The following is a 25,055-nucleotide window of genomic DNA, read 5'->3' as shown; positions in this document are numbered from 1 at the left end:
ATGGGGCCGTGCGCCCCCATCTAGAGCAACATACACCCGCATTTTTATTGAGCCTGCGGGCTCAATTCCCAAGCACATTGATGGAGTAACCCATGGCGCTGAGCACAACCCAGGAAATCATTGCCGATATCAAGGCTGGCAAGATGGTGATCCTGATGGATGACGAAGACAGGGAGAATGAAGGTGACCTCATCATGGCCGCCTCCTGCGTCCGTCCTGAGGATATCAACTTCATGGCCCGCTACGGCCGTGGCCTCATCTGCCTGACCCTGACTCAGGATCGCTGCAAGCAGTTGGCGCTGCCGCTGATGGTTGATCGCAACAATGCCCAGTTCTCCACCGCCTTCACCGTAACCATAGAAGCGGCCGAAGGGGTGACTACCGGTATCTCAGCTGCCGATCGCGCGGTGACCGTGCAAGCGGCAGTGGCGCCCAATGCCAAGGCGGCCGATCTGGTCCAGCCGGGCCACATCTTCCCGCTGATGGCGCAGGATGGCGGCGTGCTGACCCGTGCCGGTCACACCGAGGCGGGCTGCGATCTGGCCCGTCTGGCCGGTTACGAGGCGGCCTCCGTCATCGTCGAGATCCTCAACGAAGATGGCTCCATGGCGCGCCGTCCGGATCTGGAAGTGTTCGCCGAGCAACACGGCATCAAGCTTGGCACCATTGCCGATCTTATCGAGTACCGCAACCAGCACGAGACCACGGTCGAGAAAGTGGCCGAGTGCAAGCTGCCTACCGAATATGGCGAGTTCGACCTCATCACCTTCCGTGACACCATCGACAATCAGGTGCACTTCGCCCTGAAAAAGGGTGAGGTGCAGGCTGACCAGCCGACGCTGGTGCGGGTACATCTGCACGATGTGTTGGGGGATCTGCTGCTGACCGACCGCCACGCTGCCCGCAGCTGGCCGTTGCCCAAATCCATGGCGCGTATCGCCAGCGAGGGTGGGGTGCTGGTGATTTTGGGGGCCGAGTCTCATGGTGATGAACTGCTGGCCCGGGTCAAGGGCTTTGAAGCCGCTGACAAGGGATTGGCACCGGAAGGGGCCAAGTGGCAGGGTACCTCGCGCCGGGTTGGCGTGGGCTCCCAGATCCTCAAAGCCCTTGGCGTGAGCAAGATGCGCCTGCTGAGCTCGCCGAAGAAGTACCACGCCCTCGGTGGTTTCGGTCTGGAAGTGGTTGAGTACGTCAGCGAGTAAAGTTCTACCAGAGAAGTACCATCCCCTTCCGGGTGGGTTCGGTCTGGAAGTGGTTGAGTTCGTCAGCGAGTAAAGGGCTCAAGGTTCCGCCAGAGAAGTACCATCCCCTTCCGGGTGGTTTCGGTCTGGAAGTGGTGGAATAAGTCGGCGAGTAAGCTCGCCGGACTGGTTAAATCGCGATCATGGCTGTCTATTGCAGCCATGGTTTTTGTCGTGGGTCTGTTGTGCTAGAATGTGCGCACTTTTGACTCCGGCTCTTTTGATTGCACAGATACAGGATTTCCAATGAAAGTTATCGAAGGAAATATCGCCGCTCCTGAGGCGCGCGTTGCTATTGTTGTTGCCCGTTTCAACAGCTTCATCAACGACAGTCTGGTGAACGGTGCGGTGGACGTACTGAAGCGTCAAGGTCAAGTGCAGGACAGCAACCTGACACTGGTAAAAGTGCCGGGCGCGATGGAAATGCCATTGGTCATCAAAAAGTTGGCCAAGAGTGGTCAATACGACGCCATCGTGGCGGTCGGTACTGTCATCCGTGGCGGCACCTACCACTTCGATCTGGTGGCAAACGAGAACAGCAAGGGCATGGCTCAGGTAATGATGGAGTATGAAATTCCCGTTGCCTTCGGCGTGCTGACCACTGAAAACATTGAACAAGCCATCGAGCGTGCAGGTACCAAGGCGGGTAACAAGGGTGCAGAGGCTGCACTGGCAGCGCTCGAAATGATCAACGTCCTGAAAGAACTGGACGTGTAACGAGGAGAAGTACATTGAAACCGTCCGAGCGCCGTAAAGCCCGCCATTGCGCCACCCAGGCCATCTACCAGTGGCAGATGACCAAGGCTAACGTGGGTGACATCGAAGAGCAGTTCAAGATCGATCAGGACACCAAGGGTGTAGACCTGAGCTATTTCCGCGATCTGCTGTTTGGGGTAGCCCTCCACTGCAACGAGCTGGATAAGGTATTTGCACCTTTCCTCTCCCGTCCGCTGGAAGAAGTGGACATGGTGGACAAGGCGATCCTGCGTCTGGCGACCTATGAGCTGACCCGTCGTGATGATGTGCCGCCCCGTGTGGTGATCAACGAAGCGATCGAGCTGGCCAAAGCCTTTGCTGCCGATGACAGCCACAAGTTTGTCAACGGTGTACTGGACAAAGTGATCAAGACGCTGAGCAAGCGTTGATCCTGCTGTCCGTCAGCATTAAGAGAGGAGCCAGCCTAACCGCTGGCTTTTTACTGTATGGGTGAATTTGAGCTGATTGATAAGTACTTCAAGGTTCCTCACGCCCGCAAGGACGTGGTGATGGGCCCTGGAGATGACTGTGCCTTGCTGACCCTGCCACCCGATACCCAGCTGGCAGTGAGCACCGACACCCTGGTGAGCGGCGTACACTTCTTTCCCGACATGGATCCGGTGGATCTCGGCTACAAGGCGCTGGCGGTCAATCTCTCCGATCTCGCCGCCATGGGGGCCGAGCCGCGCTGGGTGTCGCTGGCGTTGACCTTGCCCGCTATCAACGAGAGCTGGGTTGCCGGTTTTGCCGAAGGGTTCCTCGAACTGGCCGAGTACTACAATGTGGCGCTGGTGGGGGGGGATATGACCCGCGGGCCGCTCTCCATCACCATCTCGGTCAAGGGATCTGTACCTACCGGTCGTGCCCTGCTGCGCAGCGGTGCCAAAGCCGGTGACGGCATCTATGTGACCGGTACTCTGGGGGATGCGGCGCTGGCGCTCTCCCACCTGCTTGGCAAACGCACCCTCAACGAGAACCAGCTGGCTGCGGTATTGCCCAGACTCGAGCATCCTCATCCCCGTATTCTGGCCGGACAGGCCCTGCGCGGGCTGGCGGGCAGCGCGCTGGATCTCTCCGATGGTCTTGCATCGGATCTTCGTCATATTCTCAAGGCCTCCGGGGTACGGGCCCAGATCGATCTCGATCTGCTGCCGCTCTCGCCAGTGCTGCGCGATGCGGTGAGCGATCAGGCAGCGTGGCAACTGGCGCTGGCCGGTGGCGATGACTACGAGCTCTGCTTCACCGTGCCGCAGGAACATCACGGTGCGCTGGATACGGCGCTGGCCCACAGCGGGGTCAAGTTCACCCGCATCGGTCGCATCCTGGCGGGTGAGCCGGGTATCGATTATCTGCGTGGCGAACAAGTGGTGGAGCTGCAATTGAAAGGGTGGGATCACTTCGCATGAGCTTTTTTATGATAAAGCCCGAGTTGAAACGACTGAACCTGAAGAACCCGCTCCACTTGCTGGCGGTGGGGTTTGGCTCCGGCCTCTCCCCCAAGGCGCCCGGCACCATGGGCACGCTGGCGGCCATTCCGCTCTACCTGCTGGTGAGCGGTCTGCCGACCCACTGGTTTATCGCCTTGCTGGCGGTGGGGTTTGTGGTGGGGATCCGCATCTGCCAGAGCGCCACCGATGCCATCGGCATGGCGGATCATGGCGCCATCGTCTGGGACGAGGTGATCGGCTTTGGTGTCACCATGATTGCCGCCCCGGCTGGCTGGGAGTGGGTGTTGGCTGGCTTCTTGCTGTTCCGCCTGTTCGATGTGCTCAAACCCTGGCCCATCTGCTGGTTTGACCGCCGGATCCACGGTGGCCTCGGCATCATGCTGGACGATCTGATCGCCGCGTTGTTTGCCCTGTTTTGTATGCAATTGCTGGCGGTCTGGCTCGGCTGAGTGCTGCCTTCCGGGGGATGACCGTTCTGGCATTCCCCGATTTATATCTGCTTAATTTTCATTCACTGGCATATGCTGCCGTTTATCACCCATTTCACATAAATATTCACTACTCATTCGGGGCCTGCACTCGTGTTTTAAATAGTGATAAATGCTACTTGTTGCGTTGTTGTTGAAATTAAAGTAATGATACCAATAGATATGCGGACGGACAGGCCATTTTTGTGATGATAGTCATCATTTGTTGCTATTGAATGGGTGGTTATCTGCACAAAACATTGCGGGATTGTATAACGCAAGCATTTACACCCGAGGTTAAACCGTCTAAGTTACTCGCGGGTTATTCCAAAAAAATGCAAAAAACCCGCCCGGATCGCTGGTTTCGCTGCCTCATGGATTGAGCGTTTTTTATTCTACAAACACTCAATATCAACTGCCCAAGGTAACAACCGGCATCTGCGGCTGATTTACGGACGAATTATTTGGGACGGATGTCCCCCGCAGAGGTAAACATGTCCTTGCTCGAAGTGAAAAACTTGCGGATCGAGTACCCCTCCCGCTACGGGGTGCTGGCCGCGGTGAAGGATCTCTCTTTCTCCATCGAAAAGGGTGAGATTGTCGGGGTAGTCGGAGAATCCGGCGCCGGCAAGTCCACCATCGGCAACGCCGTCATCGATCTGCTCAGTCCCCCCGGGCACATTGCCCGTGGCGATATCTACCTCAATGGCGAGCTCATCTCCGGCAAGAGCCAGAATGAGATGCGGGCCATTCGTGGCTCCCGGATCGGATTTATCTTTCAAGATCCCATGACCTCCCTCAACCCGCTGTTTACCGTTGAACAGCAGTTGGTGGAGACCATGCTGGCCAATACCAAACTCTCCCGCGAAGCGGCCTTTGCCAAGGCATTGGAGCTGATGGGGGCGGTGGGGATCCCGCAGCCGGAGCTGCGCATCAAGCAGTACCCGCACCAGTTCTCCGGCGGTATGCGCCAGCGGGTGGTCATCGCCATCGCCCTGTCGTGCGATCCTGAGTTGATCATCGCCGACGAGCCGACCACTGCCCTCGATGTCTCCATTCAGGATCAGATCCTCCAGCTTATCCGCAACCTCTGCAAAGAGCGTCAGGTGGGCTGCATGCTGGTGACCCACGACATGGGGGTGGTCTCTAACGTCACCGACAAGGTGGCGGTGATGTATCGCGGCGATCTGGTGGAGTTCGGCCTGACCGAGCAGGTGTTGGGTCACCCCAATCACCCTTATACCCGCAGCCTGATCTCTGCGGTGCCGCGCTCCGACGTCAAGCTGGTGCGCTTCCCGCTGGTCTCCTATATCGAAGATGCCAGTGCGCCGGATACCAATATCGACCTCAAGACCCACTGGCTCGGCCAGAGTCAGGATGAGCGCGCCTATGAAGGGGCGCTGCTGCGGGTGGAAAACGTCGATCTGAAGTTCGTCACCAAGGACTCCATCTTCCCGAGTCGCCGCCAGTATGTGCGCGCCTGCAACAACATCAGTTTCGAGATCTTCGAAGGGGAGACCTTCGGTCTGGTGGGGGAGTCGGGCTCCGGCAAATCGACCATTGCCCGCGCCATCACCGGCCTCTATCCGCCTGATACCGGCCAGATCTTTTTCGAGGGGATCGACTTGACCGCCCTCAAGAGCGAGCGTGAGCGTCGCCCCCTGCGCCGCCAGATGCAGATGGTATTCCAGAATCCTTATTCGTCAATGAACCCGCGCATGAAGGTGCGCGACATCATTGCTGAGCCGATCCGCTTCCACAAATTGGCCCAGAGCGAGAGCCAGATCGAGGGGATCGTCAATGATTTGCTCGATCACGTCGGTCTTGGCCGTGGTGCCGGGGTCAAGTATCCCCACGAGTTCTCCGGCGGTCAGCGCCAGCGCATCTCCATTGCCCGCGCTTTGGCCACTCGTCCGCGCTTTCTGATCTGCGACGAGCCGACTTCGGCGCTGGATGTGTCGGTGCAGGCCCAGATCCTCAACCTGCTCAAGGATCTGCAGCAGGAGCTCAAGCTCACCATGCTGTTTATCAGCCACGATCTGCCGGTGATCCGCCAGATGTGCGACCGCATCGGGGTGATGCAGCACGGCCATCTGGTGGAAGTGGCCGATACCGAGAAACTCTTTACCAATGCCGAGCATGAGTACAGCCGCAAGCTGATCTCCCTCATGCCTGCATTTAAAGGCATGTCCCGTGAGGGGCTGGAAATCGCCAGCTAGTAACGCGCCGGTTCGCCGGATGGTGAGTTAAGTACCTTGTCATTTAATAAAAAAGCCAAAAGCATGGAGAAAACGATGAAGAAAGGATTATCCAAAATTGCCCTGGCGCTGTTTGCCGCCGGTTTCGCCTTCAGTGTTTCAGCCGCTGATATCAAGGTCGGTGTCGCCTCTGACGCCACTTCGCTGGATCCGCAGGAGCAGCTCTCCGGTCAGACCCTGGAGATGTCGCACCTGGTATTCGATCCCCTGATGCGTTACACCCAGGACCTGAAATTCGAGCCCCGTCTGGCCGAGAAGTTTGAGCGTGTCGATGACAAGACAGTTCGCTTCCATCTGCGCAAAGGGGTCAAGTTCCACTCTGGCAACGACTTCACCGCCGACGACGTGGTGTGGACCGTCAACCGTCTGAAATCCTCCGTCGACTTCAAGGCGATCTTTGATCCTATCAGCGAAGTGAAGAAGGTCGATGACTACACAGTCGATCTGATCACCGCCAAGCCGTTCCCGCTGGTGCTGCAGACCGTCACCTACATCTTCCCGATGGACTCCAAGTTCTACACCGGCAAGACCGACGCAGGTAAAGACAAGGCCGAGATCGTCAAAAATGGCGACTCCTATGCTTCAACCAACGTGTCTGGTACTGGTCCGTTTATCGTCAAGTTCCGCGAGCAGGGTGTGAAGCTGGACTATGCCCGCAACGCCAACTACTGGGACAAAGCCTCCAAGGGTAACGTCGAGAACCTGACCGTGGTGCCGATCAAGGAAGATGCGACCCGTGTTGCAGCCCTGCTGGGTGGCGACGTGGACATGATCTATCCGGTTGCCCCCAACGATCTGGAGCGCGTCAAGAATGGCAAGGACTCCCAGCTGGTGACCCTGTCCGGTACCCGCGCCATCATCATCGAACTGAACCAGAACACCAACCCGGCGCTGAAAGACAAGCGGGTGCGTCAGGCGATCAACTACGCCATCAACCAGGTGGGCATCGTCGAGAAGATCAACAAGGGCTTCGGTACTCCCGCAGGTCAGCTGAGCCCGAAAGGCTATGCCGGTCACAACGAGGCGCTGGTGCCCCAGTATGATCTGGCCAAGGCCAAGGAGCTGATGAAAGAGGCCGGTTATGAGAAGGGCTTCAAGATGACCTTCATCGCCCCGGCTGCCCGCTACGTCAACGACGTCAAGATTGCCCAGGCTGTCTCCGCCATGCTGGCCAAGATCAACATCAAAGTGGATCTGAAGACCATGCCGGTGGCCCAGTACTGGCCGGAGTTTGACAAGTGCGCCGCGGACATGCAGATGATCGGCTGGCACTCAGATACCGAAGATACTGCGAACTTCTTCGAGTTCCTGACCTTCACCAAGGATGCCAAGACCGGTATGGGTCAGTACAACTGCGCCGGTTATGCCAACGCCGAGGCTGACAAGCTGATCGAGCAGGCCAATGCCGAGACCGATCCGGCCAAGCGTGCCGAGATGCTGAAGAAGGTCGAAGCCATGGTGATCGAAGATGCTGCCTACGTGCCGTTGCACTGGGAAGATCTGGCTTATGGCGCCAAGAAAAACGTCGACATCAAGCCGGTGGTCAACGTGATGAACTTCCCTTACCTGGGTGACCTGGTGGTCGGCAAGTAAGCGAAGCACCAAGGAAGGACCGGGCGGGGTGGTCAGCTGGCTACTCCGCCCACTAACAGAAGCCTGTGCCAAGACACAGGCCACGTAGAAGGACAAGCATGTTTACATTCCTGCTGAAACGGTTCTATCAGGCCGTGATAGTGATGTTCGTCATCAGCCTGGTCGCCTTCTCCATCCAGGACAACCTGGGTGACCCGTTGCGCGAGATGGTGGGACAATCGGTCTCCGAAGCCCAGCGTCACGAGTTGCGTGAGAAGATGGGCCTCAATGATCCCTTCCTCATTAAATACAGCCGCTTTTTGAAAAATGCGGTGCATGGGGATTTGGGCACCTCCTATTTCTTCAAGCGACCTGCTCTCGAGGTGATCCTCGACAAGCTGGTGGCTACCCTTGAGCTGGTGTTTGCCGCTGCGCTGATCATCGTAGTGGTCTCTATCCCGCTCGGTGTTTACTCGGCGATCCACCCGCGCAGCATTGGCACCAAGATCATCATGGCGGGGAGCAGTATCGGCATCTCGATCCCGGTGTTTTTGACTGCCATCATGTTGATGTATCTCTTCTCCATCCAGCTGGGTTGGCTGCCGGCCTATGGCCGCGGCGAGACCTATAACCTGCTGGGCTGGGAGTCGGGCTTCTTCACCTGGGATGGTATCTTGCACCTGATCCTGCCTGCGGTGTCGCTCTCCTCCATCATGCTGCCGCTGTTTATCCGGCTGGTGCGCTCCGAGATGCTGGAGCAGCTCTCCTCCGAGTACGTCAAGTTCGCCCGTGCCAAGGGGCTGGACAACAACAAGGTCTACTACAGCCACGCCCTCAAAAACACCATGCTGCCGGTGATCACCGTCGGTGGGGTGCAGATCGGCACCATGGTGGCTTACACCATCCTGACCGAGAGCGTGTTCCAGTGGCCGGGGACCGGTTTCCTGTTCCTCGAGGCGATCCACCGGGTCGATACCCCGCTGATCACCGCCTACGTCATCTTCGTGGGGCTGATTTTCGTGGTGACCAACACGCTGGTCGACCTGCTCTACGGGTTTATCAACCCGACCGTCAACCTGACCGCCAAGGGGTAACAGATGACTAATGCTGTAACTGCACGCCCGGGCCGTTGGGCGCGCGTCAAGAACTCTGACATCGTCTACTACTTCCTGCGGGACAAGGTAGCCATGTTCAGCTTTGCCATATTCGTGCTGTTTGTGCTGGCGGCGCTGCTGGCGCCCTGGCTGGCACCGCACAACGTCTATGACCAGACCAGTTTTGATCTGATGGATGCCGAACTGCCACCCTCCTGGCTGGAAGGGGGCGATGCACGTTTCTGGCTCGGTACCGATAACCAGGGGCGCGATATCTGGAGCACCATCCTCTATGGTGCCCGTATCTCGCTTTCCATCGGTCTGTTTGCGGTGGCGCTGCAGCTGGTGCTCGGCATCGTTATCGGTCTGATCGCCGGTTACTTCGGCGGTCGCATCGACAACCTGCTGATGCGCTTTGCCGACGTGCAGTTGTCATTCTCCACCATGATGGTGGCGATCATCATCTCCGCCATCTTTCAGGCAACCTTTGGCTCCGAGTTCTACTCGAAGTTCGCCATCATGATGCTGGTGGTGATCATCGGTGTAGCCGAGTGGCCACAGTACGCCCGTACCGTGCGCGCCTCTGTGCTGGCCGAGAAGAAGAAGGAGTATGTGGAAGCGGCCAAGGTGATGGGATTCCGTGCCCCGCGCATCATGTTCCGCCACATTCTGCCGAACTGTCTGTCGCCCATTCTGGTGATCTCCACCGTGCAGGTGGCCAACGCCATCATGAGCGAGGCGGCACTCTCCTTCCTCGGTCTCGGGATGCCGGTAGACCAGCCGTCACTGGGGTCGCTGATCAGCGTCGGCTTCAACTACATCTTCTCCGGCTCCTGGTGGATCACCGCCTTCCCGGGGATCTGTCTGGTGGTGCTGGTGCTGGTCATCAACCTGCTGGGTGACTGGCTGCGGGATGTGTTTAACCCGAAGATTTACAAGGGTTAACTCGGGTCAGAAGTGAAGATACAAGAAGGGCGCCATCAGGCGCCCTTCTCTTATTTACTCTTTAACTCGCAGCAGGTCAGGCTTGCAGCCAGCTTTCGATGCTGTGCTGGATGCCAGCATCGTCCAGACCGAGCAGGGTATAGATCTCCTGCTGGGTGCCCTGTTCCACGAAGCGATCCGGCAGGCCGAGGTTGAGCACCGGCTTGCACTGTTTATTGCGCATCAGCAACTCGTTCACCGCCGAACCGGCGCCGCCCATGATGGCGTTGTCTTCGAGAGTGACGAAGTGATCGTGACTTGCAGCAAGGGAAAGCACCAGCGCCTCATCCATCGGTTTGACGAAACGCATGTCCACCAGGGTGGCATCCAGTGCCTCGGCAGCTGCTTTCGCAGCGTGCAGCAGGGTGCCAAAGGCCAGAATGGCGGTGCCCTTGCCCTCTCGCACTATGCGACCTTTGCCGAGTTCCAGCGCCTGCATCTCTGACGAGACGGGGGCATCGCTCAGGCTGCTGCCGCGGGGGTAACGCACGGCGGCAGGGCCCTGATGGAGATAGCCGGTATAGAGCATCTGACGGCATTCGTTCTCGTCGGACGGCGTCATCACCACCATATTGGGTACGGTGCGCAGGAAGCTGATATCAAACGCCCCCTGATGGGTTGGGCCATCAGCGCCCACCAGACCGGCCCGGTCGATGGCGAACAGCACCGGCAGACCTTGCAGCGCCACGTCGTGGATCACCTGATCGTAGGCGCGCTGCAGGAAGCTCGAATAGATGGCGACCACCGGCTTCTTGTCGGCGATGGCAAGGCCAGCGGCAAAGGTGACCGCATGCTGCTCGGCAATGGCCACATCGAAGTAGCGATCCGGATATTGTTGGCTGAATTTGACCAGCCCGGAGCCTTCGCGCATGGCGGGGGTGATACCGACCAGCTTCTCGTCTTTGGCGGCCATGTCGCACAGCCACTGGCCAAAGATGGCGGAGAAAGTGGGTTTGGCACCGCTCGCCTTGGGCAGGGAGCACTCATCCGGGTTGAACTTGGGTACAGCATGATAACCGATGGGGTCTTTCTCCGCCGGCTCGTAACCCTTACCCTTCTTGGTCTTGACGTGCAGTAGCTGCGGGCCCTTGAGGTTGCGCATGTTGCGCAGGGTCTCGACCAGCGCCTCGATATCGTGGCCGTCGATGGGGCCGATATAGTTGAAGCCGAACTCCTCGAACAGGGTGCCGGGCACCACCATCCCCTTGAGGTGCTCTTCGGCCCGCTTGGCCAGCTCCTTGACCGGTGGCAGACCCGCCAGCACCTTCTTGCCGCCTTCGCGGATGGTGGTGTAGAGCTTGCCGGACATGACCCGGGCCAGATGGTTGTTGAGTGCGCCGACATTCTCGGAGATGGACATCTCGTTGTCGTTGAGGATCACCAGCATGTCTTTGTGCACATCACCGGCGTGGTTCAGCGCTTCAAACGCCATCCCCGCAGTAATGGCTCCATCCCCGATCACAGCAACCACCTTGCGACCCAGCCCTTCGCTCTCGGCGGCAACCGCCATGCCGAGCGCGGCACCGATGGAGGTACTGGAGTGGCCGACGCTGAGTACGTCGTACTCGCTCTCGCCACGCCAGGGGAAGGGGTGCAGACCATCCTTCTGACGGATGGTGTGGATCCGATCACGGCGTCCGGTCAGGATCTTGTGGGGATAGGCCTGATGGCCCACGTCCCAGATCAACCGATCAAACGGCGTGTTATAGACGTAGTGCAGCGCCACGGTCAGTTCGACCGTGCCGAGACCGGAGGCAAAGTGTCCGCTGGAGCGGCTGACCGAGCGCAGCAGATATTCGCGCAGCTCGTTGCACAGCGCCGGCAGCCGATCTTTGGGCAAGGAACGCAGCTCGATTGGCGTATCCGCCAGGGCCAGGTTGGGGAAATTGCTAATATCAACGCTCATATTGTTACTGTTATCCAGCGTTTAGTGGGTTCGCTCGATGATGTAATCGGCAAACGCTTCCAGAATGTCGGTATTGTAGGGCAAGGATTGCAGGGCTGTTAAGGCTTTGCCGTGCAGTTCGCGAGCCAGCTCACGGGCATTTTCAAGACCGAGCAGGGCCGGATAGGTACTTTTCTCCAGCGCCAGGTCAGAGCCTTGCGGCTTGCCGAGGGTGGCGGTATCACCGATGATATCGAGGATGTCATCCTGCACCTGAAAAGCCAGCCCGATGGCAGCGGCGTAGGTTTGCAGGGCAGCCAGCGTGTCGTCATCGACATCGGCTTTGCACAGGGCGCCGAGCGCCACGGCGCATTCAATCAGCGCACCGGTCTTGTGGCGGTGTACCTGCTCCAGTTCGGCAAGCGTGATCTGGCGCCCTTCGGCCTGCAGATCCAGCGCCTGACCACCACACATACCGAGATAGCCGGAGGCGCGGGCGAGGGTACTCAGCATCCGCACCCGGTTGGCCATCAAGGAGTCGGGCATGGGGTGATCGGCCAGAATGGAGAACGCCAGGGTCTGCAGCGCATCACCGGCCAGAATGGCGGTTCCTTCGTCAAACGCCTTGTGAACGGTTGGCTGACCACGACGCAGGTCGTCGTTATCCATGGCGGGCAGGTCATCGTGCAGCAGGGAGTAGGCGTGGATGCACTCCACGGCAGCCGCAGGGCCATCCAGCAGTTCGCTCTTGACGCCCAGCATCTCGCCGACCGCGTAGACCAGAAACGGGCGAACCCGCTTGCCGCCCAGCAGCAGGCCATAACTCATGGCATCGCGCAGGCGCGGCGCCATGGCGGGCAAGGATTCAAGTTGTGCTGACAGACAGTCGTCAATACGCTGACGATGCAGACGGGAAAAATGGTCCAGCGCCACTCACTCCTCTCCTTGTTCTGGCTGGAAGGGGGCGAGCTGGTCACTGCCATCGGCTTGACTGAGCAGGATCTGGATCTTCTGTTCGGCCAGTTCCAGCTTCTGCTGACCGGCCCGCACCAGATGGACTCCTTGCTCGAACTGTTTGAGCGCCTCTTCCAGGGGTAGGGAACCTTGTTCCAGCTGATGAACGATGGTTTCCAGCTCTTCCAGAGTGGCATCAAAACTCAGACGGTCGATTTTTTTACTGGCCATGTCCATCCTCGGGGATTGAAAAAACGGCTTATATTAACATCGACCGTCCGCAGGGGGGAGGCAGAAAAGCACTGGCCCCTCAAACTCTCGCTAAACTGGCCGATAATGAGCCATCATTCTCTGTGGGTTGAGGCTTGCTGCGTGGGACGCAATAGCAGAAAATTCAACAGACTATAATAGCCATAAGAACGGGTGACAGGAGTAGGAACGTGGATCTAGGCAGTCTGATCGGGATAGTGCTGGGTTTCGGGGTGGTGGTTTACGGCATGCTGCTGGGCGGCCCCATGAGCATGTATGTGGATATGCCATCGGTCTATATCACCATTTTTGGTTCAATCTTCATCGCCATGATGAAGTTCAACATTGGCCAGTTCTTTATGGCATTCAAGGTTGGCGGCAAAGCCTTTATGTACAAGGGCGACAAGCTGGATGATTTAATTACCAAGGCGGTCGAACTGGCTGATGCAGCTCGCAAAGGGGGCTTTCTGGCGCTGGAAGCGGCTGAGATCCCCAACCCTTTCATGAAAAAAGGGATCGATATGCTGGTGGATGGCCACGATGCCGATGTGGTACGTGCCGTGATGGAAAAAGATATCGAGTTGACTGCCGAACGTCATGTCACCGCCATCAAGGTTTTCCGTACCCTAGGGGATCTGGGCCCTGCCATGGGGATGATAGGTACTCTGGTGGGGTTGGTAGCTATGCTGGCCAACATGAGTGACCCCAAGTCAATCGGCCCGGCGATGGCGGTTGCCTTGTTGACCACCCTTTATGGTGCGATTTTGGCAAACATGGTCGCGATTCCCATCGCGGACAAGCTGGAGCTGCGTAGCGGCGAGGAAAAACTGTGTCGAGCGTTGATTCTGGACGCCATTATGGGGATTCAGGATGGCCAGAACCCGCGGGTGATCCAGTCGATGTTGCAAAACTATCTGAACCAATCCAAACGTAATACCGGCACCGAGTAGGGGGCAGAATGTCCGATTGCAAGTGTCCGCCGCCCGGCCTACCCGCGTACATGGGTACGTTTGCCGACTTGATGTCACTGTTGATGTGTTTCTTTGTGTTGTTGCTCTCCTTTGCCGAGATGGACGTCCAAAAATTCAAACAAATTGCGGGCTCCATGGAAAAAGCCTTCGGGGTGCAGAATATTCTCGAGGTAAAAGATATTCCCAAGGGAACCTCTGTGATTGCCCAGGAATTTCGGCCTGGCCGGCCCGAGCCAACGCCGATTGATACTGTGATGCAGCAGACCATCGACATGACCCAGACCGAACTGGAGTTTCTGCCCGGTGAGTCGGATCAGGCTGGTGGTCAGGATAAGAGTGATGGCAAACAGACAGGGGGGGACACGGCTCAGGATGCGCAAAAAGCACAGCAGCAGTCCAATACCTTGGCCAAAGCGCTCGCCGAACAGATGAAAGATCAGATTCAGGACGGTGCTATCGAGATCGAGGCGCTGGGCCAACAGATCGTTATCCGGATCAGGGAGAAAGCGTCGTTTCCTGCCGGCTCCGCTTTTTTGCAACCCCAGTTCTGGCCGGTTATTCGCAAGGTTGCGGCGTTGCTCAAGGATGTACCGGGTGAAATAACCATTTCTGGTCACACCGACAACGTCGCGACCGAAGATGAGCTGTTCCAGTCCAACTGGGAGCTCTCTTCCCAGCGGGCGGTCGCGGTGGCGCATCAGATGGTCAAGGTGCCAGGTTTCGATGGTAAGAGGCTGGTGGTGCAGGGGATGGCAGATTCCCAGCCGCTGGTGCCCAACACCACCCCCGAGAATCGCCGGATGAACCGTCGGGTAGAGATCTCTATCCTGCAGGGTAAACCGACAGTATCGGCGCCTATCTCGGTACCGGAAGGGAAGTAAGCATTGCCGATGCAGGGCAACCAAGGCGGACTGGCGGCAGGGCGCTGACGTGGATTTTGTGTTGGCTTCATATTAAGATGCCTCATCCGAACCGATTGCTGCGGCTTCCTAGCAGATAGCCGCAGCGTCTATTTTCAAGCAACCCAGGTTTCGACTATGAATCATACTCCGATGACTGTTCGCGGCGCTGAGAAGCTGCGCGCAGAGCTCGACCATCTCAAGACCGAGCTTCGTCCCCAGATTATCGAAGCGATTGCCGATGCGCGTGAGCATGGCGATCTGAAAGAAAATGCCGAATACCACGCTGCCCGTGAGCAGCAGGGGTTCTGCGAAGGCCGCATCCAGGAGATTGAAGCCAAGCTCTCCAATGCTCAGGTGATCGATGTCACCAAGATCACCAATAATGGCCGTGTCATTTTTGGCGCGACCGTGACGCTGCTCAAGAGCGAGACAGAGGAAGAGGTCATCTACCGCATCGTGGGTGATGATGAGGCTGATATCAAACAGAACCTTATCTCTGTCAACTCGCCGATTGCCCGTGCGCTGATTGGCAAGGAAGTAGACGACGTCGCCATCGTCAAGACTCCTGCCGGTGATGTGGAATACGAAGTGCTGAACGTAGCTTACGTTTAAGCGACGTCAGGTTATGACGAAACAGGGGGGCTGGTGCTCCCCTGTTGTATTTGGCTAAGGCTCAGATACTTGCTAGGGCAGATAAGCCTCGGTAAAAGCATCCTGATGGCGCTGGAACAGCCACTGACGTAGCCGTTCGATATCGCTTTCGCTCATCTGAAAGCTCAGTGCCCAGGTTGCATGGTTGGCATCAGATTTGATGCGCCGAACCAATCTGGCATCAAGGGGGAACCAAGCTTCTTGCGCGATGCAGAGTTCTCCACTGAGTGAGTCATCGGCTAGCATATCGGTTGGCAAATTTTCGACGATGAGGCCGTTCAGTGAGAGGCTTAATACTTGAAAGAGCCCTTTACTGCTGTGCAATTTGGCTTTTTGTTCGAGACGCCAGGCCCGTGGCTGGGTAAAGCCAAGCTCTCTGATCACTGGTGCAGCCAGATGTGGCTCGACCACACCCTCAGCGGCTTCGATAAAGGTAAGCGGAAAGCGTAACTGATGGCCTGCGAAGCGCGCTTCGAGTACCAGGTGTTCGGCTTTGTGCAGCAAGCCAAGCATGGGGGCATCAAGGTGTCCACTCAGGACATGGGTGTCCTGATTGCTCCCCAAGTCCCGCAGCATGGCCAGCTCATCTTCAGTGAGAATTTGACGGTGAGCCATAATGCGTGTCCAAAAGTATTCATCGCAGGTTAAGGGCTTTGCGACTACTTTGGCAAGCGACTCGGGAAGAAGTGGAATAAGGAAAGAGCGATGCTCTTTCCTTTTACTTGCGGGGCAGCTGGATTTTTGGCTCGGTGGCTTGACGATAAATAGTCAGCACGTGGCCCATGCTTTGCACCTTGATTGCAGCGGTTTCACGGACGATTGCATCCATAACCAGTTGCTTCATCTCGCGATCTTCAGCGGCAACCTTAACCTTGATCAGCTCGTGATGGTTCAGTGCCAGATCGATTTCGGCCAGTACACCTTCGGTCAGACCATGCTGACCCAGCAGGACGACGGGTTTGAGGCTGTGAGCAAGGCCCTTGAGGTACTGTTTCTGTTTATTGTTGAGAATCATCGCAATTTCTTCATAAGTCAGGGTTGAAAGGGGCGTATTCTAACCCCACTTAGCCCTTAATACTAATAACCCTTGTGGTTTTTTAAAGTCGATTATCATGACCCAGAAAAAGCGTTCCCCCAGTTCTAGTCGCTGGTTAAAAGAACATTTCGACGATCAATACGTCAAAAAAGCTCAAAAATTGGGCCTGCGTTCCCGTGCTGTTTTCAAGATTGACGAGATTCAGGGCAAGGATCGCTTGCTCAAAAACGGCATGACAGTTGTGGATTTGGGGGCTGCTCCTGGTGGCTGGTCCCAGTTTGCGGTTGAACAGGTTGGTGACTCGGGTCGCGTCATCGCATGTGATATTTTGCCTATGGATCCCATTGCCGGTGTCGATTTCCTGCAAGGGGACTTTCGGGAGGATGCTGTGCTCAGTGCCTTGCTGGGAAGAGTAGGTCCCGATAAGGTCGATGTTGTGATGTCTGATATGGCACCTAACATGAGCGGTACCCAGCAGGTGGATCAGGCGCGCGCCATGTATCTTGTCGAGCTGGCACTGGACATGTGTAATCAGGTATTACGCAGTGACGGCAGTTTCGTAGTGAAGGTGTTCCAGGGGGAGGGGTTTGATACCTATCTCAATGAAATACGTAAACTTTTTTCAGCTGTTAAAATTCGTAAACCAGACTCATCCCGTGCCAGATCTCGGGAAGTCTACATTGTGGCTACCGGTTTTAAACTGTAGTACCCTACCCTTCATCGTTAACTGTCAGTCTGCGAGGTTACTGATTTGAGTGACATGGCGAAAAACTTAATCCTGTGGCTGGTCATCGCCGTCGTATTGATGTCGGTGTTCAATAGCTTCAGCCCCAGCGATACCACCAGTCGCCAGCTGGACTATTCCAGCTTCGTTAAAGAAGTGACCCAAGAGCAGATCCGTGAAGTGCGGATGGATGGTAAGGTCATTAATGGCGTCAAGCGCACTGGTGAAAAATTCACCACCATCATCCCTGCGCCGGATCCCCAGCTGCTCAATGATATGCTCAATCACAACGTTAAAGTGATGGGTGAGAAGCCGGAAGAGCCGTCTCTGTTGACCTCTATTTTTATCTCCTGGTTCCCGATGCTGTTGCTGATCGGTGTCTGGGTCTTCTTCATGCGTCAGATGCAGGGCGGCGGTGGCAAAGGCGCCATGTCGTTCGGCAAGAGCAAGGCTCGCCTGATGAGTGAAGACCAGATCAAGACCACCTTTGCCGATGTCGCAGGTTGTGATGAGGCCAAAGAGGAAGTGAAAGAGCTGGTCGACTATCTGCGAGATCCGAGCAAGTTCCAGAAACTGGGCGGCAAGATCCCGACTGGTGTGCTGCTGGTTGGCCCACCCGGTACCGGTAAGACCCTGCTGGCCAAGGCCATTGCTGGTGAAGCCAAGGTTCCGTTCTTTACCATCTCCGGTTCCGATTTCGTGGAGATGTTCGTTGGTGTCGGTGCCTCTCGGGTACGTGACATGTTCGAACAGGCCAAGAAGTCCTCTCCTTGCATCATCTTCATTGATGAAATTGATGCGGTAGGTCGTCAGCGTGGCGCGGGTCTGGGTGGTGGTCACGATGAACGTGAGCAGACTCTAAACCAGATGCTGGTTGAAATGGATGGTTTTGAAGGTAACGAAGGCGTCATCGTCATCGCTGCAACCAACCGTCCTGACGTACTGGATCCGGCATTGCTGCGTCCGGGTCGTTTCGACCGTCAGGTTGTGGTCGGTCTGCCAGATGTACGTGGTCGCGAACAGATCCTGAAAGTACACATGCGCAAAGTTCCGTTGGCGGATGACGTCAATCCGGCGCTGATTGCTCGTGGTACCCCCGGTTTCTCCGGTGCCGACTTGGCCAACCTAGTCAACGAAGCGGCCCTGTTCTCTGCCCGTGAAAGCCGCCGTGTGGTTTCTATGGCTGAGTTCGAGAAGGCCAAGGACAAGATCATGATGGGCGCTGAACGTCGCTCCATGGTGATGAAAGAGTCCGAGAAGGAGATGACGGCATACCATGAGGCGGGTCACGCCATCATTGGTCGTGTGGTACCGGATCATGATCCTGTCTACAAGGTCTCAATCATTCCCCGTGGTCGTGCGCTGGGTGTCACCATGTATCTGCCGGAGCAGGATCGCTGGAGCCACTCCAAGCAGCATCTGGAGTCAATGATCTCCAGTCTGTATGGCGGTCGCTTGGCAGAAGAGCTGATCTACGGCGCGGAAAAGGTCTCGACCGGTGCGTCCAACGACATCGAGCGTGCGACCGACATCGCTCGCAAGATGGTGACCCAGTGGGGCATGTCCGAGCGTCTTGGTCCCATGCTCTATGCCGAAGAGGATGGTGAAGTGTTCCTCGGTCGCAGCATGGCCAAGGCCAAGCATATGTCTGACGATACCGCCCGCGTCATCGATGCCGAGGTCAAGCTGGTGATTGATCGCAACTACGCCCGCTCCAAGCAAATCTTGCTGGATAACATGGACGTGTTGCACACCATGAAAGATGCGCTGATGAAGTACGAAACCATCGACGCCAAGCAGATCGATGATCTGATGGCGCGCCGCGAGGTCCGTGCTCCGAGCAACTGGCATGACGAACACGGTGATACTCCGCAAGGTGGTTCTACCGTGGCAGCCGAGGCCAAGCCGGCCGATGAGGCAGCACCGGTGGCGGATGTCACTATCGACAAAGCCAACGACGCTCCGGCCAAATAATCGTGACTCTCCAAACCCCGGGCTTGCCCGGGGTTTTTCTTTATGCAAATGGACGCGAAGATGCAGTTAATCAGCAAGGGGCTCAGCCTCTCCCTCGATCGCCCCCATGTGATGGGGATCCTCAACGTAACCCCTGACTCCTTCTCCGATGGTGGCAATTTCAATCAGATTGAACGGGCGATGGCCCATGCGCGTCAGATGGTCTCTGATGGTGCCACGCTGATCGATATCGGCGGCGAGTCCACTCGCCCTGGCGCGCCGGATGTGAGCGAGCAGGAGGAGCTCGACAGAGTCATCCCAGTGATCAAGCGAATAGCCGCAGAGCTGGAGGTGATGATCTCGCTCGACACCTCCAAGGCGGAGGTGATGCGGGAAGGCTGCCAAGCGGGTGCCCATCTGATCAACGATGTGAGGGCGCTGCAAGAGCCTGGAGCATTGCAGACAGCTGCAGAAGCCGCTGTTCCTGTCTGTCTGATGCATATGCAGGGGCAGCCGAGAACCATGCAGGTCGAGCCACACTATGACGATCTGCTGGAGGAGGTGCGTGGCTTTTTTGATGAGCGAATTACGGCTTGCATGGCTGCCGGTATTGCGCGTGAACAGCTGCTACTGGATCCCGGCTACGGCTTTGGCAAGACCCTTGCGCATAACTACCAGCTACTGGCGGCCCAAAAGGAACTGCTCGATTATGGCTTGCCGCTCTTGGTGGGGATGTCGCGAAAGTCTATGATAGGCAACCTGCTGGGCCGTCCGGTTGACGAGCGCCTGGCGGGCAGTCTGGCATGCGCCCTTATCGGGATGCAGCATGGGGCCCGGATCATCCGGGTGCATGATGTGCGGGAAACCATGGATGCACTGCGCGTCGGCTGGCAGGTAATGACGGGACAAGATTTTATTTCCAAATAATAAAGAGAACAGACAATGGCAAGAAAGTATTTTGGCACCGATGGCGTGCGTGGCAAGGTTGGCGAGTATCCGATCACCCCTGAATTCGTGATGAAGTTGGGTTGGGCGGCTGGCAAGGTGCTCTCCAAGAAAGGCACCAAGAAGGTGCTGATTGGCAAAGATACCCGTATCTCCGGTTACATGCTGGAATCTGCTCTGGAAGCGGGTCTCTCCGCCGCTGGTCTCAAGGCCATTCTGATGGGCCCCATGCCCACTCCGGCGGTTGCTTATCTGACGCGCACCTTCCGTGCCGAAGCCGGTATCGTCATCAGCGCCTCCCATAACCCCTTCTATGACAACGGCATCAAGTTCTTCTCCGCCGATGGCACCAAATTGCCGGATGATGTCGAGATGGCCATCGAGGCCGAACTTGATCACGAGCTCACTTGTGTCGAGTCTGCCCTGCTTGGTAAAGCGATGCGTATTGATGATGCGGCCGGTCGCTATATCGAATTTTGCAAGAGCACCTTCCCATCTCATATGAACCTTGATGGCGTCAAGATGGTGGTTGATTGTGGCCATGGTGCCACTTATCACATTGCTCCGTCCGTTTTCCGCGAATTGGGCGCCGAGGTGATCACCATGGGTTGTGCCCCGGATGGCCTCAATATTAACGATGGTGTCGGTTCTACCGCACCTGAGGCGCTGGTTGCCAAGGTGTTGGAGTGCAAGGCCGATCTGGGGGTTGCATTTGATGGTGACGGTGATCGCCTGATCATGGTTGACCATACCGGTTATCTCATCGACGGTGACGAAATCCTCTATATCATCGCCCGCGATGCCTTGCGCAATGGTCGCCTCAAAGGTGGCGTAGTCGGCACCTTGATGGCCAATATGGGTCTGGAGCTGGCCTTGCAGACCTTGGGTATTCCGTTTGCCCGTGCGCAGGTGGGTGACCGCTATGTGCTGGAGATGATGGAAGAGAAAGGCTGGCGTATCGGTGGTGAGAACTCAGGTCACATCATCTGCCTGGATCAAACCACCACAGGTGATGGCATCGTAGCCGCCTTGCAAGTGCTGACTGCCATGCGCAGTGCCGAGATGCCGCTGGCCAAGTTGCGCTCCGGCATGAGTAAGTTCCCGCAAGTGCTGGTGAATGTCCGCTTTGCCGAAGGCAATGATCCGTTGGCGGCTGATGCTGTTATGGAGGAGGTCGCCAAGGTAGAGCAGGAGTTGGCTGGTCGTGGCCGTGTTCTGTTGCGCAAATCCGGTACCGAGCCTCTCATCAGGGTAATGGTGGAAGGGGAGCATGAGCAGCAGGTACGTGACATGGCTCAGCGTATCGCACAACAGGTAAAGTCGGCGTTTTAATGAGCGCAAGGGGCGGCTTTTTAGCCGCCCTGGTTGTATCTTGTTCAAACGATTCAAAAAATTAAAAATAGCACTTGTCAGCTGAGCATCCTCTGGATATTATCAGCCCCGCTTTCGCAAGGGAGTTGCCGATGGGAAACCGCAAGCCGTTTGTAGCAGCCAATTGGAAGTTGCACGGTAGTAGGTCGCAGTTAGAGCAGTTTACGAGTCACTGCCTGAAAGGTGTTGATGAAAAAGTAGATGTAGTTCTCTGTCCTTCCCATGTGCATCTCGACTTTAGTGCTTCACTGCTCAATGAGCAGAAAGTAATAAGGTTGGGGGCTCAGAATGTGAGTCAGCACGGTGCTGGCGCTTACACCGGAGAAATCTCGTGTCAGATGCTGGTAGAGGCAGGGTGTCGTTACGTATTGGTAGGGCACTCCGAGCGCAGGCGTCTCTTTGGTGAGACCAGTTTTATCGTCGCAGAGAAGTTTGCGGCTGCCAGAGCGGCAGGCTTGATTCCCATCTTCTGTTTAGGTGAATCAGGTGCAGCGAGGCAGGCGAGAAGAGCCTTTGAGGTGATCGCTGAAGAACTGGATATCGTCATAGAGAAAAATGGCGCGATGGCTTTCGATAATGCTATCATCGCCTACGAGCCGATTTGGGCTGTAGGTACAGGTAAGTGCGCCACACCCGAGCAGGCACAAGAGGTTCATTCCTTTATACGCGGTCGCTTGGCGGAGGATACTCCGGTAATAGGTGAAAAAGTTAGAATCATCTATGGTGGGAGCGTAACGCCGACCAACGCGAGAGATTTGTTTGCCCAGCCCGACATTGATGGCGGTCTGATTGGTGGTGCAAGTCTTGATAGCGACACGTTTTTAGGAATTGTTGAAGCGGCAAAGGGTGCAAGTTAAATGTACGAAATTCTTTTAGTCGTTTATCTGTTGGTGTCACTGGCTCTGATTGGTCTGGTGATGATTCAGCAAGGTAAAGGGGCTGACATGGGCGCCTCCTTCGGCGCAGGGGCATCGAATACTGTATTCGGCTCCGGTGGTTCAGGTAGCTTTCTGACCCGAACAACAGCAATTTTGGCTACTCTGTTTTTCATTATCAGCTTGGTGCTTGGATCTATGTCCACACACAAGGTGAAGCAGGGTAGTGAGTGGGAAAATCTGCAACAAACCGAACAGGTTGAGCAGACTAAAACGCCAGTGAACAAAGATACTGACGTTCCCCAGTAAGAGAGTTTTGCCGTGGTGGTGGAATTGGTAGACACGCTATCTTGAGGGGGTAGTGCTCTAGGGTGTGCGGGTTCGAGTCCCGCCCACGGCACCAATTAAGCAGTGAGCTCGGGTAACCGAGTATATTATAGTCAGTCTGTCTCTTGTACCAAGATGATAGAGTGGCTATAATCTCGCACGATTCGGACGCGGGGTGGAGCAGCATGGTAGCTCGTCGGGCTCATAACCCGAAGGTCGTCGGTTCAAATCCGGCCCCCGCAACCAAATTTCACGCATTTCCTACGCTCAGGAAAGCGGTCGCTGCGAGGCGACAGTCAGGGTAAAGCGCCAAGCCCCGATTTGACATCGGGGCTTTTTGTTACGTGCGATTTACTCTGAATCGATATCTATCTGGGCTCTATGCCCTTTTTTTGTTTTTCGGAGGGTGACTTTGGCTACGTTGGAACAACGTTTGACCGATCTGCTCGAGGCTCCGGTCGTTGCCTTGGGTTTTGAACTTTGGGGTATTGAGTTTACCCGTGCGGGTAGCTACTCCACCTTGCGTGTCTACATCGATAGCGAGCAGGGTGTGACTGTCGAAAGCTGTGCAGCAGTCAGCCATCAGGTTGGCGCCATCATGGATGTCGAAGATCCCATTACCGAGGAGTATTACCTCGAGGTGTCCTCCCCGGGTCTGGATCGCCCCCTGTTCAAGGTTGCCCAATTCGAAAAATACGTTGGCCAAGAGGCGGCGGTTTCGCTTCGGATGGCAACAAATAACCGCCGCAAGTTCAAAGGCGTAATCAAAGCTGTGCAAGGCGACATGATCACCCTGACAGTAGATGGTAAGGACGATGTGTTGGCTTTCACCAATATCCAAAAAGCGAACATAGTGCCGAACTTTGGTTAACGAGGCTATCGGATATGAATAAAGAGATTTTGCTGGTCGTTGACGCAGTATCCAACGAGAAGGCGGTACCCCGCGAGAAGATCTTCCAGGCTCTGGAAACTGCGCTGGCGACTGCGACCAAAAAGAAATATGAAGGCGAGATTGAAGTTCGGGTTGAAATCGATCGCAAGACCGGTGACTACGACACCTATCGCCGTTGGGTAGTGGTTGCTGATCAAGCATCCATGGAAAATGCCTACGGTGAAATCACCCTGGAAGCTGCGCAGATTGATCAGCCGGAAATCCAGATCGGTGAGTATGTTGAAGACCAGATCGACTCTGTTACTTTCGACCGTATCACTACCCAGACCGCCAAACAGGTTATCGTGCAGAAAGTGCGTGAGGCCGAGCGTTCCCAGGTAGTTGATCAGTTTAAAGATAAAGAAGGCACCATCATCAGTGGTGTGGTCAAAAAGAGCAGCCGCGACAACGTGGTTCTCGATCTGGGCAGCAATGCCGAAGCCGTGATCTTCCGTGATGACATGCTGCCGCGCGAGACCTTCCGTCCGGGTGACCGCATTCGTGGCCTGCTCTACGCAGTTCGCCCGGAAGCCCGTGGTGCCCAGCTGTTTGTCAGCCGCTCCAGCCCTGATTTCCTGAAAGAGCTGTTCCGCATCGAAGTGCCAGAGATCGGCGAAGAGATGATCGAAATCATGGGCGCCGCCCGTGATCCGGGCTCTCGCGCCAAGATCGCGGTGAAGACCAACGATCGTCGTATCGATCCGATCGGTGCTTGTATCGGTATGCGTGGTGCCCGTGTGCAAGCTGTTTCAGCCGAGCTGAATGGTGAGCGTGCTGACATCGTGCTGTACGATGACAACCCGGCCCAGTACGTGATCAATGCCATGGCGCCTGCCGATGTGGCCTCCATCATTGTTGATGAAGATAACCACACCATGGATATCGCCGTGGAAGCTGCCAACCTGGCTCAGGCCATCGGTCGCAATGGTCAGAACGTGCGTCTGGCATCCCAGCTGACCGGTTGGGAACTGAACGTGATGACCGTTGAAGACATGCGCTCCAAGCATCAGGCTGAAAACGACCGCATCATGAACCTGTTCACCAGCACCCTGGATATCGACGATGAGTTCGCCGGTCTGCTGATGGAAGAGGGCTTCTCGACTCTGGAAGAGATCGCCTTCGTACCGGTTAACGAGTTGCTGGCTGTCGATGGTCTGGATGAAGACATGGTCGAAGAGCTGCGCAACCGCGCCAAAGATGCCCTGACTACCAAGGCACTGGCTAAAGAAGAATCTTTTGATGGCGTTGAGCCTTCTGAAGACCTGCTCAATCTGAATGGCCTGAGCCGTGAAATGGCTTACGCTCTGGCGGGCCGTGGTGTTGGCACTCTGGAAGATTTGGCTGAGCAAGGTATTGATGACCTTGCTGATATCGAAGAGTTGACTGCCGAGAAGGCTGGTGAGCTCATTATGGCTGCTCGTAATATCTGTTGGTTCGGAGAAGAGCAGTCCGAGTAAGATC

General features: G+C 56.3%; 25 protein-coding genes and 2 tRNA genes. 22 read left to right on the top strand and 5 right to left on the bottom strand.

Annotation, left to right across the window (positions count from 1 at the left end):
- Nucleotides 1–92 precede the first annotated feature (92 nt).
- From ribBA to CF137_RS00565, 9 genes are all read left to right on the top strand, one after another.
- Complete coding sequence (gene ribBA / locus CF137_RS00605) at nt 93–1,202, top strand: bifunctional 3,4-dihydroxy-2-butanone-4-phosphate synthase/GTP cyclohydrolase II (protein WP_101325697.1); 1,110 nt, start codon at nt 93–95, stop codon at nt 1,200–1,202.
- Between the two features lie 285 nt (nt 1,203–1,487).
- Nucleotides 1,488–1,958 carry a 6,7-dimethyl-8-ribityllumazine synthase gene (ribH, locus tag CF137_RS00600; protein ID WP_042018201.1) on the top strand — a complete coding sequence of 157 codons (471 nt, stop codon included), beginning with the start codon at nt 1,488–1,490 and terminating at the stop codon, nt 1,956–1,958.
- Nucleotides 1,959–1,972: 14 nt separating this feature from the next.
- Nucleotides 1,973–2,386, top strand: coding sequence for a transcription antitermination factor NusB (gene nusB, locus CF137_RS00595; RefSeq protein ID WP_042018200.1), 414 nt, complete (start codon nt 1,973–1,975; stop codon nt 2,384–2,386).
- A 57-nt stretch (nt 2,387–2,443) separates the two neighbouring features.
- Nucleotides 2,444–3,403 carry a thiamine-phosphate kinase gene (thiL, locus tag CF137_RS00590; RefSeq protein ID WP_101325696.1) on the top strand — a complete coding sequence of 320 codons (960 nt, stop codon included), beginning with the start codon at nt 2,444–2,446 and terminating at the stop codon, nt 3,401–3,403.
- Nucleotides 3,400–3,894: a phosphatidylglycerophosphatase A family protein gene (locus tag CF137_RS00585; protein ID WP_139717190.1), complete on the top strand. Its 495-nt coding sequence runs from the start codon at nt 3,400–3,402 to the stop codon at nt 3,892–3,894. Before thiL ends, CF137_RS00585 begins: the two co-directional genes overlap by 4 nt.
- A 512-nt stretch (nt 3,895–4,406) precedes the next feature.
- The gene (locus tag CF137_RS00580) at nt 4,407–6,131 is read left to right on the top strand and encodes an ABC transporter ATP-binding protein (protein ID WP_139717188.1); all 1,725 of its coding nucleotides are present in this window, start codon (nt 4,407–4,409) and stop codon (nt 6,129–6,131) included.
- A gap of 75 nt (nt 6,132–6,206) precedes the next feature.
- Nucleotides 6,207–7,763 carry an ABC transporter substrate-binding protein gene (locus CF137_RS00575; protein ID WP_139717186.1) on the top strand — a complete coding sequence of 519 codons (1,557 nt, stop codon included), beginning with the start codon at nt 6,207–6,209 and terminating at the stop codon, nt 7,761–7,763.
- A 98-nt stretch (nt 7,764–7,861) separates the two neighbouring features.
- On the top strand, nt 7,862–8,836 hold the full coding sequence (locus tag CF137_RS00570; RefSeq protein WP_101347947.1) for an ABC transporter permease: 975 nt from the start codon (nt 7,862–7,864) through the stop codon (nt 8,834–8,836).
- Nucleotides 8,837–8,839: 3 nt separating this feature from the next.
- Entirely contained in the window at nt 8,840–9,781 is a 942-nt protein-coding gene (locus tag CF137_RS00565) for an ABC transporter permease (RefSeq protein ID WP_101325692.1), read from the top strand.
- Between the two features lie 76 nt (nt 9,782–9,857).
- Here the strand turns inward: CF137_RS00565 and dxs are convergent, their stop codons facing one another.
- The 3 genes from dxs to xseB are packed head-to-tail and all read right to left on the bottom strand — an operon-like array spanning nt 9,858 to nt 12,890.
- Nucleotides 9,858–11,726: a 1-deoxy-D-xylulose-5-phosphate synthase gene (dxs, locus tag CF137_RS00560; protein WP_139717183.1), complete on the bottom strand. Its 1,869-nt coding sequence runs from the start codon at nt 11,724–11,726 to the stop codon at nt 9,858–9,860.
- Between the two features lie 21 nt (nt 11,727–11,747).
- On the bottom strand, nt 11,748–12,638 hold the full coding sequence (gene ispA / locus CF137_RS00555) for a (2E,6E)-farnesyl diphosphate synthase (RefSeq protein ID WP_139717181.1): 891 nt from the start codon (nt 12,636–12,638) through the stop codon (nt 11,748–11,750).
- Nucleotides 12,639–12,890 carry an exodeoxyribonuclease VII small subunit gene (gene xseB, locus CF137_RS00550; RefSeq protein ID WP_005338838.1) on the bottom strand — a complete coding sequence of 84 codons (252 nt, stop codon included), beginning with the start codon at nt 12,888–12,890 and terminating at the stop codon, nt 12,639–12,641.
- Nucleotides 12,891–13,099: 209 nt separating this feature from the next.
- Here xseB and pomA point away from each other — a divergent pair, with 209 nt between their 5' ends.
- The 3 genes from pomA to greA all read left to right on the top strand — a co-directional run bounded on the left by pomA (nt 13,100) and on the right by greA (nt 15,393).
- Nucleotides 13,100–13,858, top strand: a complete 759-nt coding sequence (pomA, locus tag CF137_RS00545) for a flagellar motor protein PomA (RefSeq protein WP_042018184.1) — start codon at nt 13,100–13,102, stop codon at nt 13,856–13,858.
- 8 nt (nt 13,859–13,866) lie between these two features.
- Entirely contained in the window at nt 13,867–14,760 is an 894-nt protein-coding gene (locus CF137_RS00540) for a flagellar motor protein MotB (RefSeq protein WP_101321263.1), read from the top strand.
- Between the two features lie 156 nt (nt 14,761–14,916).
- On the top strand, nt 14,917–15,393 hold the full coding sequence (greA, locus tag CF137_RS00535) for a transcription elongation factor GreA (protein WP_042018182.1): 477 nt from the start codon (nt 14,917–14,919) through the stop codon (nt 15,391–15,393).
- Between the two features lie 72 nt (nt 15,394–15,465).
- On the opposite strand, the gene CF137_RS00530 is transcribed toward greA, so the two are convergent.
- Complete coding sequence (locus CF137_RS00530) at nt 15,466–16,047, bottom strand: PilZ domain-containing protein (protein ID WP_101347944.1); 582 nt, start codon at nt 16,045–16,047, stop codon at nt 15,466–15,468.
- 103 nt (nt 16,048–16,150) lie between these two features.
- Nucleotides 16,151–16,447 carry a ribosome assembly RNA-binding protein YhbY gene (gene yhbY, locus CF137_RS00525; RefSeq protein WP_042018180.1) on the bottom strand — a complete coding sequence of 99 codons (297 nt, stop codon included), beginning with the start codon at nt 16,445–16,447 and terminating at the stop codon, nt 16,151–16,153.
- A gap of 97 nt (nt 16,448–16,544) precedes the next feature.
- On the opposite strand from yhbY, the gene rlmE reads away from it, so the two are divergent.
- The 10 genes from rlmE (at nt 16,545) to nusA (ending at nt 25,051) form a co-directional block, all read left to right on the top strand.
- On the top strand, nt 16,545–17,174 hold the full coding sequence (rlmE, locus tag CF137_RS00520) for a 23S rRNA (uridine(2552)-2'-O)-methyltransferase RlmE (protein ID WP_068977837.1): 630 nt from the start codon (nt 16,545–16,547) through the stop codon (nt 17,172–17,174).
- 45 nt (nt 17,175–17,219) lie between these two features.
- Complete coding sequence (ftsH, locus tag CF137_RS00515) at nt 17,220–19,166, top strand: ATP-dependent zinc metalloprotease FtsH (protein WP_042018176.1); 1,947 nt, start codon at nt 17,220–17,222, stop codon at nt 19,164–19,166.
- 60 nt (nt 19,167–19,226) lie between these two features.
- Entirely contained in the window at nt 19,227–20,072 is an 846-nt protein-coding gene (gene folP / locus CF137_RS00510; protein WP_139717179.1) for a dihydropteroate synthase, read from the top strand.
- A 15-nt stretch (nt 20,073–20,087) separates the two neighbouring features.
- On the top strand, nt 20,088–21,422 hold the full coding sequence (glmM, locus tag CF137_RS00505; protein ID WP_101325685.1) for a phosphoglucosamine mutase: 1,335 nt from the start codon (nt 20,088–20,090) through the stop codon (nt 21,420–21,422).
- A 131-nt stretch (nt 21,423–21,553) separates the two neighbouring features.
- Nucleotides 21,554–22,318, top strand: coding sequence for a triose-phosphate isomerase (tpiA, locus tag CF137_RS00500; RefSeq protein ID WP_139717178.1), 765 nt, complete (start codon nt 21,554–21,556; stop codon nt 22,316–22,318).
- Nucleotides 22,319–22,645 carry a preprotein translocase subunit SecG gene (secG, locus tag CF137_RS00495; RefSeq protein ID WP_139717176.1) on the top strand — a complete coding sequence of 109 codons (327 nt, stop codon included), beginning with the start codon at nt 22,319–22,321 and terminating at the stop codon, nt 22,643–22,645.
- Between the two features lie 9 nt (nt 22,646–22,654).
- Nucleotides 22,655–22,739, top strand: a tRNA-Leu gene (locus CF137_RS00490).
- A gap of 93 nt (nt 22,740–22,832) precedes the next feature.
- Nucleotides 22,833–22,909, top strand: a tRNA-Met gene (locus CF137_RS00485).
- A 166-nt stretch (nt 22,910–23,075) separates the two neighbouring features.
- A complete protein-coding gene (rimP, locus tag CF137_RS00480; RefSeq protein WP_042018169.1) occupies nt 23,076–23,534 on the top strand; it encodes a ribosome maturation factor RimP in 459 nt (152 codons plus the stop codon).
- A gap of 14 nt (nt 23,535–23,548) precedes the next feature.
- Nucleotides 23,549–25,051, top strand: a complete 1,503-nt coding sequence (gene nusA / locus CF137_RS00475) for a transcription termination factor NusA (RefSeq protein WP_042018167.1) — start codon at nt 23,549–23,551, stop codon at nt 25,049–25,051.
- The last annotated feature ends 4 nt before the right edge of the window (nt 25,052–25,055 follow it).

Origin of the sequence: Aeromonas sobria, from assembly GCF_006243315.1 — a bacterium.
Lineage (GTDB): Bacteria > Pseudomonadota > Gammaproteobacteria > Enterobacterales > Aeromonadaceae > Aeromonas > Aeromonas sobria_A.
Note: the sequence above shows the minus strand (reverse complement) of the source record. Positions and strands in the feature narration are given on the sequence as shown.